Source organism: Amycolatopsis sp. MtRt-6, assembly GCF_017308975.1.
Classification (GTDB): domain Bacteria; phylum Actinomycetota; class Actinomycetes; order Mycobacteriales; family Pseudonocardiaceae; genus Amycolatopsis.
In genome coordinates this window covers 94,068-107,278 of the sequence record NZ_JADWPD010000019.1, presented here as the reverse complement: position 1 = coordinate 107,278, position 13,211 = coordinate 94,068, and the positions used below count along the sequence as shown (strand labels likewise).

Genomic DNA, 13,211 nt, shown 5'->3' with positions numbered 1-13,211 from the left:
AGTCGCTGGTAGTCGGAAAGCGAAACTACGACGACAACACCTTGACGCATAGTCTGATGTTTGTCAGGATCCACGGAAGACAAATGTCAGACCGAATGGCCGAGGGGAACCGCGGCCCTCGAGGGAGAGTGATCGTGGTGTCAGCAACCGCGGCAGGCCGGCCTGCGCCGCTGGTGTCGAGCCTGGGCTATGTCGGCGTGACCGCTGTCGACCTGGGCGCCTGGGAACAGTTCGGCACCCAGGTGCTCGGCCTCGAAATCGCCGAATCCGGTCCCGATCGCCTGCTGTTGCGCGCCGACGAGCGTGCGTTCCGCGTCTCGGTGACCCCCGGCGACGGGAGCTGCGACTTCATCGGCTGGGAGGTCGCGGACGCGGCCGCGCTCGGCGAGGTGGCGGCGGCGCTCGGCCGCATCGGCGTCGAAACCACGCGCGATCCGGTGCTCGCCAAAGAGCGCAGTGTCGCCGACCTCGTCCGGGCTGTCGATCCGGCCGGGACGAACCTGGAGTTCTTCTACGGCCAGGAGACGCCGGGGACGCCGTTCAAGTCGCCGACGAGCGCCACCTTCGTCACCGGAGACCTCGGGCTCGGGCATGCCGTGCTGGTCGTGCCGGACATGGCCGAGGCCGAGCGCTTCTACCTGGAAACGCTGGGCTTCCTCGAGTCCGACCGCGTCCGGACGCCGCGTTTCGACGTGCTGTTCACCCACTGCAACCCGCGGCACCACAGCCTGGCGATGATGCCGACGAACACCGGGCTCGAGCCGGGTCTGCACCACTTCATGATCGAGGTCGACGACCTCGACACGGTGGGTCACGCGCTCGACAAGGTCCTGGACGGCGCCGCGCAGCTCAACAGCTCGATCGGCAAGCACATCAACGACCTGATGGTGTCGTTCTACTGTCAAACGCCCTCGAAGTGCGAGGTGGAGTACGGCGTCGGGGGCATCACCATCGATGACGCGACCTGGGTCCCGAGCGTCCACACCATCGAGAACGTGTGGGGACACCGCCGGATGCCGGGCGCCCCGCCGGACGGCATGCCGGACGGGATGTGAGCGCGCAGCCGGCCGGACCGCTCGGTGGTTTGCGGATCGTCGACCTCTCCACGTCGTACGCCGGACCGACGGCCTCGATGTACCTGGCGGATCTCGGCGCCGACGTGATCAAGGTCGAGCGTCCGGGCTCCGGAGACGACGCCAGGGCCTGGGGGCCGCCGTTCGCGGACGGCGCGTCGGCGTGGTTCGCGTCGGCCAACCGCAACAAGCGGTCGATCTGCCTCGACATCCGCTCCGACGCCGGCCGGAAGGTGCTCGCCCGGCTGATCGATTCGTCGGACGTGTTCGTGCAGAACACCAACCCCGCCAAGCTGGTCGAGCTCGGGATCGACCCGAAGTCGGTGCGGACGCGCAACCCCCGCCTCATCTACTGCGCGTTGTCCGGGTTCGGCCTGGACGGTCCGGACGCGCATCTTCCGGGATACGACCTGGTCGCCCAGGCCCGCTCGGGTCTGATGTCGGTCACCGGAGAGGAAGGGCGCAGTCCGCAGCGCGTGTCGACGGCCCTGTCCGACATCGTCACCGGGATCTGCGCGGCGCTGGCGGTGTCGGCTGCCGCGGTCCGGCAGGCGAGCACCGGCCAGGGCGATGTCATCGACGTTTCGTTGCTCGACACCGACCTCGCGCTGATGGCGCCGAGACTCGCCGCGTTCCACGCCGGCGAGCCGGAACCCCGCCCCAGCGGCGGCACCGACTCGGTGCTCGCCGTCTACCAACCGTTCCAGGCCGCCGACGGCACGCTGGTCATCGCGGTGGGGAACGACCGGATGTGGACACGGTTGTGCGCGGTACTCGGGTTGGCGGAGCTGGCGGCGAACCCGGCCCTGTCCGGCAACGCGGGCCGGCGACGGCATCGGCCGGAGATCACGGCGCGCGTCGCCGAGGTCATCAGGACCAAGCCGGTGGCCGAATGGCTGACCACCTTCGAAGGCGCCGGCGTGCCCGCTGCTCCGGTTCAGACCCTGTCGAAGGTGGTGTCCGATCCGCAGGTCCAAGCGCGGCGCGGGCTGTTGCCGGTCCCCGGATCGGACGGCTCGCTGGTCACCGTCCACGCGCCGTTCCGGCTCGCGTCGAACCCCGAGCCCCGGAACGAGCGGTTTCCCGAACTCGGCGCCGACACCGAGTCCGTGCTGGCCGGCCTCGGTTTCCCGAGGGCAGAGATCGAGTCGATGTTGCTCGAAGCCGGCCTCGTCGCCAAGGAGAAGCCCCATGTCTGAGCTGCCCCCTCCGGTGGTCCTGGTGGAGGATCAGGGGCCGGTCCGAGTGGTGACCATCAACCGGCAACACGCCTCCAACGCGCTCAACCGTGAAGTCCTGCGTGAACTGAAGTCGGCCGTCGTGGCGGCCCCTGGCGCACGGGCCCGCGCTGTCGTGTTGACCGGTGCCGGCCGGAAGGCGTTCTGTGCCGGCGCCGACCTCAAGGAGCTGGCCGGTCTCGGGCCGGACGACGCCTATGCGCTTCTGGCGGACGGTCAGGCGACGCTGCGCGCCATCGAGCGCTCGACGGTTCCCGTGATCGCCGCGGTCAACGGGCCGGCCCTGGGCGGTGGCTGCGAGCTCGTGCTGGCGTCGACCTTCAGTGTCTTCGCCGACCATGCGACCCTCGGGCTCCCTGAAGCAGGCCTGGGCCTGATGCCGGGCTACGGCGGGACTCAACGCCTGCCCAGGCTGATCGGCCGGGCGGCAGCGGCACACGTCATGGTGACGGGAGCACGGATCGACGCGGCGCGGGCCTTCGCGTGGGGGCTCACCCCGGTCGAGCCGGTGGCGGGGAACCCGTGCGAGGCTGCGCTTCACCTCGCTCGTGAGGTGGCTACCAAGGGTCCGCAGGCGGTACGGGCGATCCTCGCGGCGCTGGACATGGGCGCGGACGCGGCCATCGACGCCGGCCTGGCCATGGAGACCGGGCTGGCCGCAGTCGCGACCAGCGGTCCGGAAGGTGCCGAAGGGGTCGCCGCGTTTCTCGCCAAGCGTGCCCCGGCGTTCGCGGCCGGGGGCGATCGGTGATGCAGTTGCAGCCGCTCGAGCTCGACCACGTGGCCGACACCTATCTCGGCCTGCACGACCTCCTCGACGAGCCCGCGGTGGACCAGTCGCTCACCGAGCGCGAGAGCACGTTGCGCCACCTCGCGCGCGGCATCGTCGCGCGCGAGGTCGTTCCCCGCGCACCAGAGCTGGATCGCGAAAGGACGTTCGCTCACGAGAGCTATCAGGCGCTGGCCTCGGCCGGGCTCGGTGGGCTCGTCTTCCCCGAAAAGCTCGGTGGCACCGGCGACTCCACTGTGGCCTACGCAGTGGTCATGGAGGAGATCGCCGCGGCCTGCGGGGCAACGAGCCTCGTCTTCATGACGCAGACCCACGCCGCATACCCGATCCTGGTCGCCGGCTCGGAACCCGTCCGCGAGCAGTACATTCCGCCGCTGCTCTCGGGTACCGCCTACGGATCCATGGCGATCACGGAGCCCGATGCCGGGAGTGACGTCTCCAGTCTTCGGACGACAGCGGTCCCGCAGGGCGGCGAATACCGCCTCAACGGCACCAAGACCTTCATCACCACCGGTGATCGCGCGGACGTGATCGTGTGTTTCGCGACCACCGACCGGACGTCGAGGCGAGCCGGTGTGAGTGCCTTCGTCGTCGAGGCGTCGTGGCCCGGTGTCACCCACGGCAGTCCGTTCGGCAAGCTGGGCATGCACGGGTCGTCGACCGCCGAGGTGTTCTTCGACGACGTGGCCGTGCCGGCCGCGAACCGCCTCGGCGACGAGGGCGAGGGCTGGTCGATCGTGCTGCGATCGGTCATCAAGTCCCGGATCAGCGCCGCGGCGCAGGGCGTCGGGATCGCCCGGGGAGCCTATGCCCGGACGCTCGCGGTGCTGCGGCGCATCCACGGCAGCAGGGTTCCGGCCGACGTACTGCACGACCTGGCCGGGTGGCGGAGCCGGATCGTGCAGGGCCGGCTGCTCCTGCACGCGGTCGCCCGTCAGGTCGACGCCGACCCCGGCACAAGTCCGGGCCGAATCGGGCTCATGAAGCAGGCCTGTACGGACCTCGGCTGGGATGTCGCCCTCGGCGCCACGGCGCTGCTCGGACCGTATGGCGACCTCGCCCTGCTCGGCGTCGAGCGATGCCTCCGAGATGCCCGGGTCACCCGGATCTACGACGGAACCAACGAGATCCAGCGACTGCTGATCAGCCGCGAGATCGCGAACGTGATCGAGGAGATGCCATGAACGGGGTGCTGGACGGCAAGGTCGCCGTCGTGACCGGGGCGGGCCGCGGCCTCGGGAGGGCCATGGCCCTCGCCCTCGCCGACGCCGGTGCCTCGGTCACCCTCGCCGGGCGCACCGCCACGCACCTGGAGGAGCTTTCCACCGAGATCAAGGCATCGAACGGCGAAGCACTGGCCTGCCCGACGGACGTCACGGACGAGGCCGCTGTCGAGCGGATGGTCGCGGCCACGGTCGAGACCTTCGGGCGCGTCGACATCCTGGTCAACAACTCCGGTGTCCTCAGCACGACGCCGCTGCTGGACCAGCCCGCCGAAGACTGGGATCGGATCATCGGCACCAACCTTCGCGGGACGTTCCTCGCCACGAAAGCCGCCGGTCGCCACTTCGTCGGCCAACGATCGGGCAAGGTGCTCAACGTCGCGTCGAGCTTCGCGCTCAAGGGCATCCCCCACCACGCCGCCTATTGCGCTTCCAAGGCCGCGGTCATGGCCTTCACCAGGTCGATGGCAGTCGAATGGGCGCGCCACAACGTGCAGGTCAACGCCCTTGCGCCGGGCTATTTCACGACCGACATCAACGCGGACCTGCGTGCGGACGAGGAATTCACGGAGAAGGTGCTCAAGACGATCCCCGCTCGCCGGATGGGCAGCCCGGACGAGCTGGCGCCGTGGCTCCTGCTCCTGGTGGGACCCCAGTCCGCGTACACCACCGGCTCGATCGTCGTCATCGACGGCGGTCAGTCCCTGCAGTGAGCGCCGACAGGAAACCCATGAATCAGCACAGCACGGTAGCCGTCCTCGGGGCGGGCACGATGGGATCCGGTATCGCGACCGTCATGAGTCGCGCGGGCTACCGCACCCTCTTCTACGACGTCGACGAAGCAAACCTGCGCCGAGGTGTCACCACCGTCAACGGTTTCTTCGATCGGAGCGTCAGCCTTGGCAAGCTCGACCGGGAACAGGCGCTCGAAGCCAAGTCGAAGCTGGTCGGAGTCACCGAACTGCGCGAGATCGCCGACGCGGACGTCGTCGTGGAGGCCGTCTTCGAGGACCTGGCGCTGAAGAAGGAGCTCTTCGCCCGCCTCGACGAGATCGTCTCGGCGAGCGCTCTGATCCACACCAACACCTCGACGCTCTCCGTCACGGGAATCGCCTCGGGTTCACGCCACCCGGAGCGCGTCGTGGGCACGCACTACTGCAACCCGGCGCCCCTCATGAAGCTCGTGGAGGTGGCGGACGGACGGCACACGGCGGACTGGGCACACAAGGCCACAGTGGACTTCCTGGGCTCGCTCGGCAAGACGACGGTGATCACGAAGGACCGCCCCGGATTCATCGTGAACAGGTTCCTCATCCCCTGGGAGAACCGGTGCATCGCCGCCCTGGAATCGGGTCTCGGCACGGTGGAGTCCATCGACGCGGCGGTGACCGGGGCGCTCGGGCACCCCATGGGGCCGTTCCGGCTGCTCGACATCGTCGGCCTGGACATCCACCAGCAGGTGGCCACGAGGCTCTACGAGCAGCTGCGCGACCCCCGGTTCTTCCCGCCCCCGATGGTCGAGCGCATGGTCGCGGCCGGAGACCTGGGCCGCAAGACCGGCCGCGGCTTCCACACCTACGACGACACCCGGCTGTTCGGGTCCTGACGCGACGACCGAGGAGAGACACATGATCGACAGCCACCTCGACTTCGCTCGCACGGGCGTCATCGGATTCGGGACGATGGGCGCGGGCATCGCCCAGGTCGTCGCGCAATCGGGACGGGCCGTGACCGTCCTCGAGCTGGACGCGGGCCGGCTCGAGACCGGGTTGGCGGCGGTGCGCACGTTTCTCGACGGCGGCGTCGCGCGCGGCAAGCTGACCGAGAACGAGCGCCACGCTGTCCTGGGCAGGATCACGGGAACCACCGACGTCCACGACCTCGCGGGCGCGGATCTGATCATCGAAGCAGCCACCGAGAACTCCGGCACCAAGCGGGAGATCCTTGCGCGAGTCGCTGCCGAAGCCGGTGATTCCGCCGTGATCGTGACGAACACCTCGGCGCTGTCGGTCACGGACCTCGCCACCGCCCTCCCCCGCCCCGAGCGGTTCGCCGGACTGCATTTCTTCAACCCCGCGCCACTGATGCGCGTTGTGGAGATCGTGCGAGCACTGCAGACCGGCGAGACCGTGGTCGAACGGCTGGTCTCCCTCGTCGAGTCGTTCGGGAAGACCGCTGTCGTCGTGAAGGACCGTCCCGGGTTCCTGGTCAACCACCTGCTGATGCCGTACCTCAACGACGTCATCCAGGAGTACGACGACGGTCTCGCCACCGCCGAGGACATCGACACCGCGCTCAAGCTCGGTCTGGGGTACAAGCTCGGTCCGCTCGAGCTTCTCGACCTGATCGGGCTCGACGTCCATGACCATGCGACGACGAGCGCTTACGAAGCCACCCGGGATCCGGCTTACGCACCGCCGCCCCTTCTGCGGCAAATGGTGGCAGCCGGCTATCACGGGACGAAGAACGGCCGGGGCTTGCGGACGGGGCAGGTGCCGGCATGAATGCCCCTGCCTACGAGGACATTCTCGCCACTGTCGACGGACCGGTCGTCACCTGGACCATCAACCGGCCGGACGCCGGCAACAAGCTGCGCGCCCAAACCTGCCGGGAGCTCACGGACGCCCTGCAGAGGTTCCGGCTCGATCCGGATTTGCGGGCAGCGGTCCTGACCGGTGCCGGGGACAAGTTCTTCTGCATCGGTGGCGAGCACGATCCGATGACGTCCCTCGACCAGTCCCAGGTGCTGCCCATCATCGATCTCTATCAGGCCATCGACACGACTATGAAGCCCATCGTCGCGGCCGTCAACGGATTCGCCGTGGGCGGCGGAAACGTCCTGCACACCGTCTGCGACCTGAGCGTCGCCAGCGACAGCGCCGTGTTCCGGCAGGTCGGCCCCATGGTGGGCAGTTTCGACGCCGGCTACGGGACTTGGTACCTGGAGGACACGATCGGCCGGAAGCGGGCGAAGGAGATGTGGTACCTCAACCGCAAGTACACCGCCGATCAAGCGTTCGCCATGGGTCTCGTCAACGAGGTCGCCCCCGCCGCCGAGCTGGTCGCTCGCGCGCAGGAGGTGGCCGCCGAGATCGCGTCGAGGAGCCCGCTCGCGATCGCCGGGCTCAAGGCGGCATTTTCCGGGCGCCACAACGGTGTCTCCGGTCAGGCCCGCATGGCGCACGACCAGCTCCTCACCCTCTACTTGGCCACGCAGGAGGCGCACGAGACGAGCGCGGCCTTCGCCGATCGGCGGTCGCCGGACCCCGGGAAGTTCTGGTCGTGAGCTGGTTCGGACCACCGCTGACTTCCGATCAGCACGACGTTCTCAAGCTCGTCGACGAGTTGCTCCGTGACGTGGACCCCGACGACGTCGCGAAGGTTCGCGAGTTACCGGGTGCGCTGGCCGCGCTCGGGTTGTGGACCGTCGGGGTACCCGAAGAGCTCGGGGGTGGCGGCGCCGGCCGGCCGATCACCGCGTTGGTGATCGAGCGGATCAGCCGCGTGGTGCCCGAACTGGGCGTGGCTTGTGCGCACGCCCACGCCGCGGCGCTCGCCGTACCCGGCGACATCCGCGCGCTGCTGCACTCGGGCAGGATCGAGATCGTCGTGGTCGAGTCCTCGGCGCTCCACGTGTCGGTCGATCTCGCCGGTGGGCGGTGGACGGGGCAGATCGATCGATTCGACGCCTTCGATCCCGACCAAGCGCACGTGGTGCTGCTGGGGGCCGAGCCGGTGCTGGTCGAGCCGGCGGGGATCTCCGTCGGCCGAACACTGCGGACGACCGGCCTCAGCAGCTTTCGCACGGTGACGCTCACCCTCGACGGAACCTCCGTGCACCCGCTGCCTTCCGATGCGGCGGCAGTGCGGTCGAGCCTGCTCGCAGGACTTGCGGCGGTCGCGGCCGGCATCGCCGGAGCTGCCGTGGACGCGGCGAGCGCCTACGCCGCGCAGCGACACCAGTTCGGCGGCCCGTTGGCGGCCTTGCCCGTGGTCCGGGCGTCGTTGACCGACCAGGTGCAGCGCACAACCGCCCTCACCCACGCGGTCTTCGCCGGTGCGCCGGACTCGCTGGGTGCGATCGCCGTCGCCAGGCTGGGCTGCGACCTCGCGCTGGAGGTCGCGGACGCGGCGCTGCAGGTTCACGGCGGCTACGGCTATCTGCGCGAGTACCGGATCGAGCGGTTGCTGCGCGACGCCCTGTCGCTGCGTGCGTCCGCCGACATCACCGGCGCACCATCGATCCTTCAACCGGAGTGAGGAAACAATGTCCGACAACATCACGCTCGACGCCCGGCAATTTTCCGCTTCTGCCGAGCAGGACCTCACTCTTGAAGTGGCGCTCGGGATCGCGCGTTCGCTCCGCCCGCAACTGGTCGCAGAACAGGCCGCCACCGAGGCCCGCACCACCTATTCACCCGAGCTGCACCAAGTCTTCAAGGATGTTGGCTACTACCGGCTCCTGGTGCCCAGGGCCTACGGCGGCCTGGCCTGGACGATGCCCGACTTCGTGCGGCTGATGGGCGAGGTGGCGCGAGGCTGCATGTCCACCGGCTGGTGCCTGTGCCTCGGCGCGAGCCACGCTCTGCTGGTCAGCTCGCTCTGGCCGAGGTCGGCCCAGGACGCGGTGTTCGGGGACGGTCACGTCGTGATCCCGTCGACGGCGCGACCGGGTGGCCCGGCGACCCGCGTCGACGGTGGCTGGCGGCTCGACACCACGCATCCCTACTCGTCAGGGTCGCCGTACTCCACCCATTACGTGGGCCAGGCGTTCGAGTACGGGCCGGCCGGGGGCGCGCCGGTTCAGCAGATGCTCTTCGTCGCGCCTCGGGACGCCTACGAGATCAAGGACGACTGGGGGAACACGCTGGGACTGAAAGGCAGCGGGTCGAACACCATCGTCTTCCACGACGCCTTCCTGCCGGACGACCATGTCCTCGAGGGCACCATGCAGGTCGACATCAGGAGTTCGCACACGTCGCCGGGTTTCGAACAGCACGGCAACCCGATGCACCTGGCGCCGGGTCAAGGTTTCTTCGGCCTGGACCTGGCGACCGTGTTCGTCGGCGGGGCGTTCGGTGCGCTCGACGAGTACGAGCGCCTCATGCGGGAACGCAAGACCGCGGGTGACGCCGGGCGGGCGCCGGCCGCACGGCTCACCGACCCCGACTACCAGCGCTGGTTCGGCCTCGCCACCGCCCGGTTGAACTCGGCTCAGGCGATCATCCACGACACGGCGGAGCGCTGGATGGAGCTCTGCCACCGCGCCGCGGCCGGCGGCGAACCGTTCACGACAGCCGACGACATGATGCTCAACATGATGTGCCGCGAGGCGACCCGGCTCGCCTGGTCGACGGTGCAGGACACGATCTTCCGCACCGCGGGGTCGTCGGCGGCGGTCAACGGAGAGCGGATGGAGCGCGCCTACCGGGACCTGTCGCAGGCGTGGGGCCACGTGAACATGATCATCGAAGACTCGATGGCGCGGGCGTGGACGGCCCGGACCCTGGACTGAACCGGGGTGCCGGACGCTCTGGACGGAGCGGGTCTCCGCTCAGAGCGCGTGGTGCCGGGCCATGTCGAGCTGCGAGGTCATGGCCGCGGCCGCCTTGTCGGCGTCGCCCCGGACGATCGCGTCGACGAGCACGCCGGTCAGGTCGCGGGCGGCCGCGGCGTCTTCGGCCGGCAGGTCGCGCATGTACACCGGGATGGTGACGCCACTCATCGCGGAGACGAAGGACGCCAGCAGCCTGTTGCCGCTCGCCTCGGCCACCAGCGTGTAGACCGCCTGACCGAGCTCGAAGAGCTCGGGGTCGCGCGCATCGCGCGAGGGCCGGCTCATCATCTCGTTCTGCCGGTCGATCAGCCGGGTGAACTCGGCCACCTGCTCCTCGGTGCGGTTCTGCGCGGCGAGCCGCGCGGCAGGAACCTCGAGCATCCGGCGGACGTCGTTGATCTCGTCCATCGTGAGGCTGCCGAACTTGAGGATGGTCTCCAGCGAGCCCGAGATCAGGCTGGTGAGCGACTCGTGGTCGACGTTCTGGACGAAGCTTCCGCCGCCGGCGCCCGGCACCTTGGAGATGAGCCCCTCCGACACGAGGACGCGAAGCGCCTCCCGGACCGTCGAACGACTGACCTGGAACTCGCGCGACAGCTCGGCCTCGCTCGGCAGGCGTTCGCCACGCTTGAACGTCGAGGACACGATCGCGTCGCGAAGCTGCTTCTCGACCTGCTCGCGGGGCCGGCGGACGGGCTCGGGACTGAAGGGCATAACTTCGATTTTATCCAACACAGCTCTTCCCTACCACTTGGGGATTCGTCGGCTGTTCCGCACTGAAGGCCCTGTCTGGCAGCATACCATCAGACTGTAATTTGTTGGATGTTTGGAGGTGGGCGATGCGAGCCCTGGTCGTCACCGGTGACTGGCAGCCCCGGCCGGGCTACGTACCCGACGAAGAGGAGATCGCGGGCCGATGGGCGCGCAACGCCAGCCAGGTGTGGCGCCACCCCCAATGGGCGGCCGCCACCCTTCCCGATCCCGTCCTGCGGTCCGCGACGGATGTGCTCGTCCGCGTGCGGGCCAGCGGCGTCGCCGTGTCGACACTGCGAATGACGGCCACCGATGACGACGGCTACGTCACCCTCCCCTATCGCATGGCTCTCCCGCTCGTCCCCGGGCACGAGTTCGCGGGGGAAGTCGTCGAGGTCGGCTCCGCGGTGCGCGACCTTCGGGTCGGTGACGCGGTGGCGGTCGAGACGCTCCGGCCGTGCGGCCGGTGTCCTGCCTGCCGACGTGGTCAGGTCAATGCGTGCCTGGACGGACAGTTCGCCGGGTTCGACATCGACGGCGGCCTCGCCGAATACGCGGTCGTGCCCTCCGCCCACGCTCGTTCGCTGGAGGCGCTCCGAGAGCGCTTTGACGACGACGGTGTCTTCCAGGTCGGAGCCCTCTGCGAGCCCGCCGCGATCGTCTACAACGGACTGTTCGAGGTGGACCGGCACCTGCGACCGGGCATGCGCGTCGGGGTCCTGGGGTGCGGCCCGCTGGGGCTCGCCGCGGTGGCGTTGGCCAGAGCCGCGGGGGCAGCTCGAGTCCTGGCGTTCGATCCGGTCCCCGGCCGCGCCGGCCTGGCCGAGCTGCTCGGCGCGGATCGAGGCTGGTCGGAACGCGACCTCGAGCCCGCCGCGCTTCCCTCTGTCGTGCAAGACGAAACGGCCGGGCGTGGCGTCGACGTCGTCGTCGATGCCAGCGGGGCGCCCGGGGAGGTGCTGCCCGTGGCGCAGCACCTGCTCGCCATCGGCGGCCACGTCGTGCATCTCGGTGTCGGTGGCCCGCCGGGTTCGTTCCGGCCGAAGGCGACGATGGGGCGCGCGGCGACCCACGCGTTCAGCATGGGGCACATCGGTGGCTTCGACCCGGTCATCGCCCTGCACGCCGCCGGGAGGATCGATCTGACTCCGATGGTCGGCGGGCGCTGGGCCCTGCACGAAGGCCTGGCCGCGGTCGAGCACGCCACTGACAAACGTGTCGCCAAGACCCTCGTCGTTCAGACCTGAAGGAGAGCCGTTGCCGCCGGCAGACTGGCCTCCACCTGCGCCGCGGCGGCTCGGAGGTCCGAGGCCCACCGCTTGATCCGTTCGCCCGAGGCGGGCGTCGGCAGCTGGGCGAGCCTGAGGAGCAGGACGACGTTGCCGTCCTCGCCGAGGACGGGCGCCATGAGGCCGCCGATGTCGTATTCCCGTTCGTCGGCGAAGTCGGCGGTGTCCACCGACGGCATGGACTCCGCCATGCGCGCCAACAGCGCTCGCTCGCGTGCCGGAGTGAGGTCGCCGGCGGCGTACTCGACCATCATGGCCGCGACGTCGGCCTGATCGCCGGATCCGCTGGAGGCGATCTGCCACGCGGCGTAGCCCCGTGCCCGGATCGCCGCCAGCCGCTGCCGGTGGGCCGCGAGCCGGTCCGGGTCCTTGCCCACCATCGCCAGCCATCGCGCCACGGCTTCGTCCGACGCCCATGCCACATACGCCTCGCCGAGTGGTGGCTTCATCGGCAACCTCTCCCCGAGAAGCTCCCGCATGACCGCGGATCCGCCGTGCGCGGTGGCCGCGGTGGTCAGTTCGAACTCGTTCACGGCGACGAGCACGGCGGCCTCGCAGGCCAGATCGCGGGCCAGGACCTCGATCTGCGGGCGAGCCAGGTCCGCGAGCCGGATTCCCGAGATCAGGTCGGCATCGCCGCCGGCCGTCATGCCGTGGGGCGAGAAGCCGCCGTATCCGCCCTGGAAGAACAGCAGCGGCGTGACCTGCCGGCGCACCTCCATGGACTCGACGTCGCAGACCTGGATGAAATGATCTCCCGCTTCGATGGCCTGTCGCGGCGCACAGTGGACGTGCGCCACCGCTCCGGCGATGGCCGGCGCTCCGGCCGGGGACGCACTCCATTCGACGCCCCTGAACTTGGCGGGCACCGGGCTCGACATCGTCCGGCACAGCTCCACCTGGTCGTGCGCGAGCACGTTGATGCAGAAGGACCGCGCGGTCCGGAGCCGCGCGAACGTCCTGGACGCCCGAGTGGGCAGGAACGCCACCAACGGCGGATCGAGCGAGACCGCGGTGAAGGTCCCGATGACCATGCCCACGGGTTCGCCGTCGTCCGCGATCCCGGTGACCACCGTGACGCCGGTCGGGTAGTGCCCCATCACTTCGCGGTAGCGCAGTGAGTCGATCAGGGGAAGCGGGTCGGTCATGGCAGCTCCTCGGGTCGTTGACACCGGAGTACATCCTCTGTGAACTGTCAGACATTTGCAAGAGATCGAGTGACCAGCACCGCGCGACCATTGACGCAGGTTGTGATCGCGGTTACGTTGGCGATCGATAAACATCGCAC

13 protein-coding genes are annotated in these 13,211 nt (G+C 69.4%); 11 read left to right on the top strand and 2 right to left on the bottom strand.

Annotation, left to right across the window (positions count from 1 at the left end; all coding sequences use genetic code 11):
• Positions 1–134 precede the first annotated feature (134 nt).
• From I4Q55_RS50255 to I4Q55_RS28925, 10 genes are read left to right on the top strand one after another with little or no spacing between them, the layout of a single operon-like run.
• Positions 135–1,055, top strand: a complete 921-nt coding sequence (locus tag I4Q55_RS50255) for a VOC family protein (RefSeq protein ID WP_206791997.1) — start codon at positions 135–137, stop codon at positions 1,053–1,055.
• Positions 1,052–2,272: a CaiB/BaiF CoA-transferase family protein gene (locus I4Q55_RS28965; protein WP_206791996.1), complete on the top strand. Its 1,221-nt coding sequence runs from the start codon at positions 1,052–1,054 to the stop codon at positions 2,270–2,272. Before I4Q55_RS50255 ends, I4Q55_RS28965 begins: the two co-directional genes overlap by 4 nt.
• Positions 2,265–3,062, top strand: a complete 798-nt coding sequence (locus I4Q55_RS28960; RefSeq protein WP_206791995.1) for an enoyl-CoA hydratase/isomerase family protein — start codon at positions 2,265–2,267, stop codon at positions 3,060–3,062. The genes I4Q55_RS28965 and I4Q55_RS28960 overlap by 8 nt, the downstream gene beginning before the upstream one ends.
• Positions 3,062–4,285 carry an acyl-CoA dehydrogenase family protein gene (locus tag I4Q55_RS28955; protein WP_206791994.1) on the top strand — a complete coding sequence of 408 codons (1,224 nt, stop codon included), beginning with the start codon at positions 3,062–3,064 and terminating at the stop codon, positions 4,283–4,285. The genes I4Q55_RS28960 and I4Q55_RS28955 overlap by 1 nt, the downstream gene beginning before the upstream one ends.
• Complete coding sequence (locus tag I4Q55_RS28950) at positions 4,282–5,037, top strand: SDR family NAD(P)-dependent oxidoreductase (RefSeq protein WP_206791993.1); 756 nt, start codon at positions 4,282–4,284, stop codon at positions 5,035–5,037. Before I4Q55_RS28955 ends, I4Q55_RS28950 begins: the two co-directional genes overlap by 4 nt.
• Positions 5,038–5,054: 17 nt before the next feature.
• The gene (locus I4Q55_RS28945; RefSeq protein WP_206791992.1) at positions 5,055–5,930 is read left to right on the top strand and encodes a 3-hydroxyacyl-CoA dehydrogenase family protein; all 876 of its coding nucleotides are present in this window, start codon (positions 5,055–5,057) and stop codon (positions 5,928–5,930) included.
• A 22-nt stretch (positions 5,931–5,952) separates the two neighbouring features.
• Complete coding sequence (locus I4Q55_RS28940; protein WP_206791990.1) at positions 5,953–6,828, top strand: 3-hydroxyacyl-CoA dehydrogenase family protein; 876 nt, start codon at positions 5,953–5,955, stop codon at positions 6,826–6,828.
• Entirely contained in the window at positions 6,825–7,610 is a 786-nt protein-coding gene (locus tag I4Q55_RS28935) for an enoyl-CoA hydratase-related protein (RefSeq protein WP_206791987.1), read from the top strand. Before I4Q55_RS28940 ends, I4Q55_RS28935 begins: the two co-directional genes overlap by 4 nt.
• Positions 7,607–8,584, top strand: a complete 978-nt coding sequence (locus tag I4Q55_RS28930) for an acyl-CoA dehydrogenase (RefSeq protein ID WP_206791985.1) — start codon at positions 7,607–7,609, stop codon at positions 8,582–8,584. The genes I4Q55_RS28935 and I4Q55_RS28930 overlap by 4 nt, the downstream gene beginning before the upstream one ends.
• A gap of 7 nt (positions 8,585–8,591) precedes the next feature.
• Positions 8,592–9,839, top strand: coding sequence for an acyl-CoA dehydrogenase family protein (locus I4Q55_RS28925; RefSeq protein ID WP_206791983.1), 1,248 nt, complete (start codon positions 8,592–8,594; stop codon positions 9,837–9,839).
• 39 nt (positions 9,840–9,878) lie between these two features.
• Here the strand turns inward: I4Q55_RS28925 and I4Q55_RS28920 are convergent, their stop codons facing one another.
• The gene (locus tag I4Q55_RS28920; RefSeq protein WP_206791982.1) at positions 9,879–10,595 is read right to left on the bottom strand and encodes a FadR/GntR family transcriptional regulator; all 717 of its coding nucleotides are present in this window, start codon (positions 10,593–10,595) and stop codon (positions 9,879–9,881) included.
• Positions 10,596–10,720: 125 nt separating this feature from the next.
• On the opposite strand from I4Q55_RS28920, the gene I4Q55_RS28915 reads away from it, so the two are divergent.
• Entirely contained in the window at positions 10,721–11,881 is a 1,161-nt protein-coding gene (locus I4Q55_RS28915; protein WP_206791981.1) for an alcohol dehydrogenase catalytic domain-containing protein, read from the top strand.
• Here I4Q55_RS28915 and I4Q55_RS28910 read toward each other — a convergent pair.
• On the bottom strand, positions 11,872–13,071 hold the full coding sequence (locus I4Q55_RS28910) for a flavin reductase (RefSeq protein WP_206791980.1): 1,200 nt from the start codon (positions 13,069–13,071) through the stop codon (positions 11,872–11,874). The two genes, I4Q55_RS28915 and I4Q55_RS28910, sit on opposite strands and share 10 nt — an antisense overlap.
• Positions 13,072–13,211: the final 140 nt, after the last annotated feature.

What these genes read in the sequence shown, in the direction of transcription:
- I4Q55_RS28915 (WP_206791981.1), top strand. Translation starts at nt 10,721, where the DNA reads ATGCGAGCCCTGGTCGTCACCGGTGACTGGCAGCCCCGGCCGGGCTAC.
- I4Q55_RS28955 (WP_206791994.1), top strand. Translation starts at nt 3,062, where the DNA reads ATGCAGTTGCAGCCGCTCGAGCTCGACCACGTGGCCGACACCTATCTC.
- I4Q55_RS28945 (WP_206791992.1), top strand. Translation starts at nt 5,055, where the DNA reads ATGAATCAGCACAGCACGGTAGCCGTCCTCGGGGCGGGCACGATGGGA.
- I4Q55_RS28935 (WP_206791987.1), top strand. Translation starts at nt 6,825, where the DNA reads ATGAATGCCCCTGCCTACGAGGACATTCTCGCCACTGTCGACGGACCG.
- I4Q55_RS28940 (WP_206791990.1), top strand. Translation starts at nt 5,953, where the DNA reads ATGATCGACAGCCACCTCGACTTCGCTCGCACGGGCGTCATCGGATTC.
- I4Q55_RS28910 (WP_206791980.1), bottom strand. Translation starts at nt 13,071, where the DNA reads ATGACCGACCCGCTTCCCCTGATCGACTCACTGCGCTACCGCGAAGTG.
- I4Q55_RS28950 (WP_206791993.1), top strand. Translation starts at nt 4,282, where the DNA reads ATGAACGGGGTGCTGGACGGCAAGGTCGCCGTCGTGACCGGGGCGGGC.
- I4Q55_RS28920 (WP_206791982.1), bottom strand. Translation starts at nt 10,595, where the DNA reads ATGCCCTTCAGTCCCGAGCCCGTCCGCCGGCCCCGCGAGCAGGTCGAG.
- I4Q55_RS28960 (WP_206791995.1), top strand. Translation starts at nt 2,265, where the DNA reads ATGTCTGAGCTGCCCCCTCCGGTGGTCCTGGTGGAGGATCAGGGGCCG.
- I4Q55_RS28925 (WP_206791983.1), top strand. Translation starts at nt 8,592, where the DNA reads ATGTCCGACAACATCACGCTCGACGCCCGGCAATTTTCCGCTTCTGCC.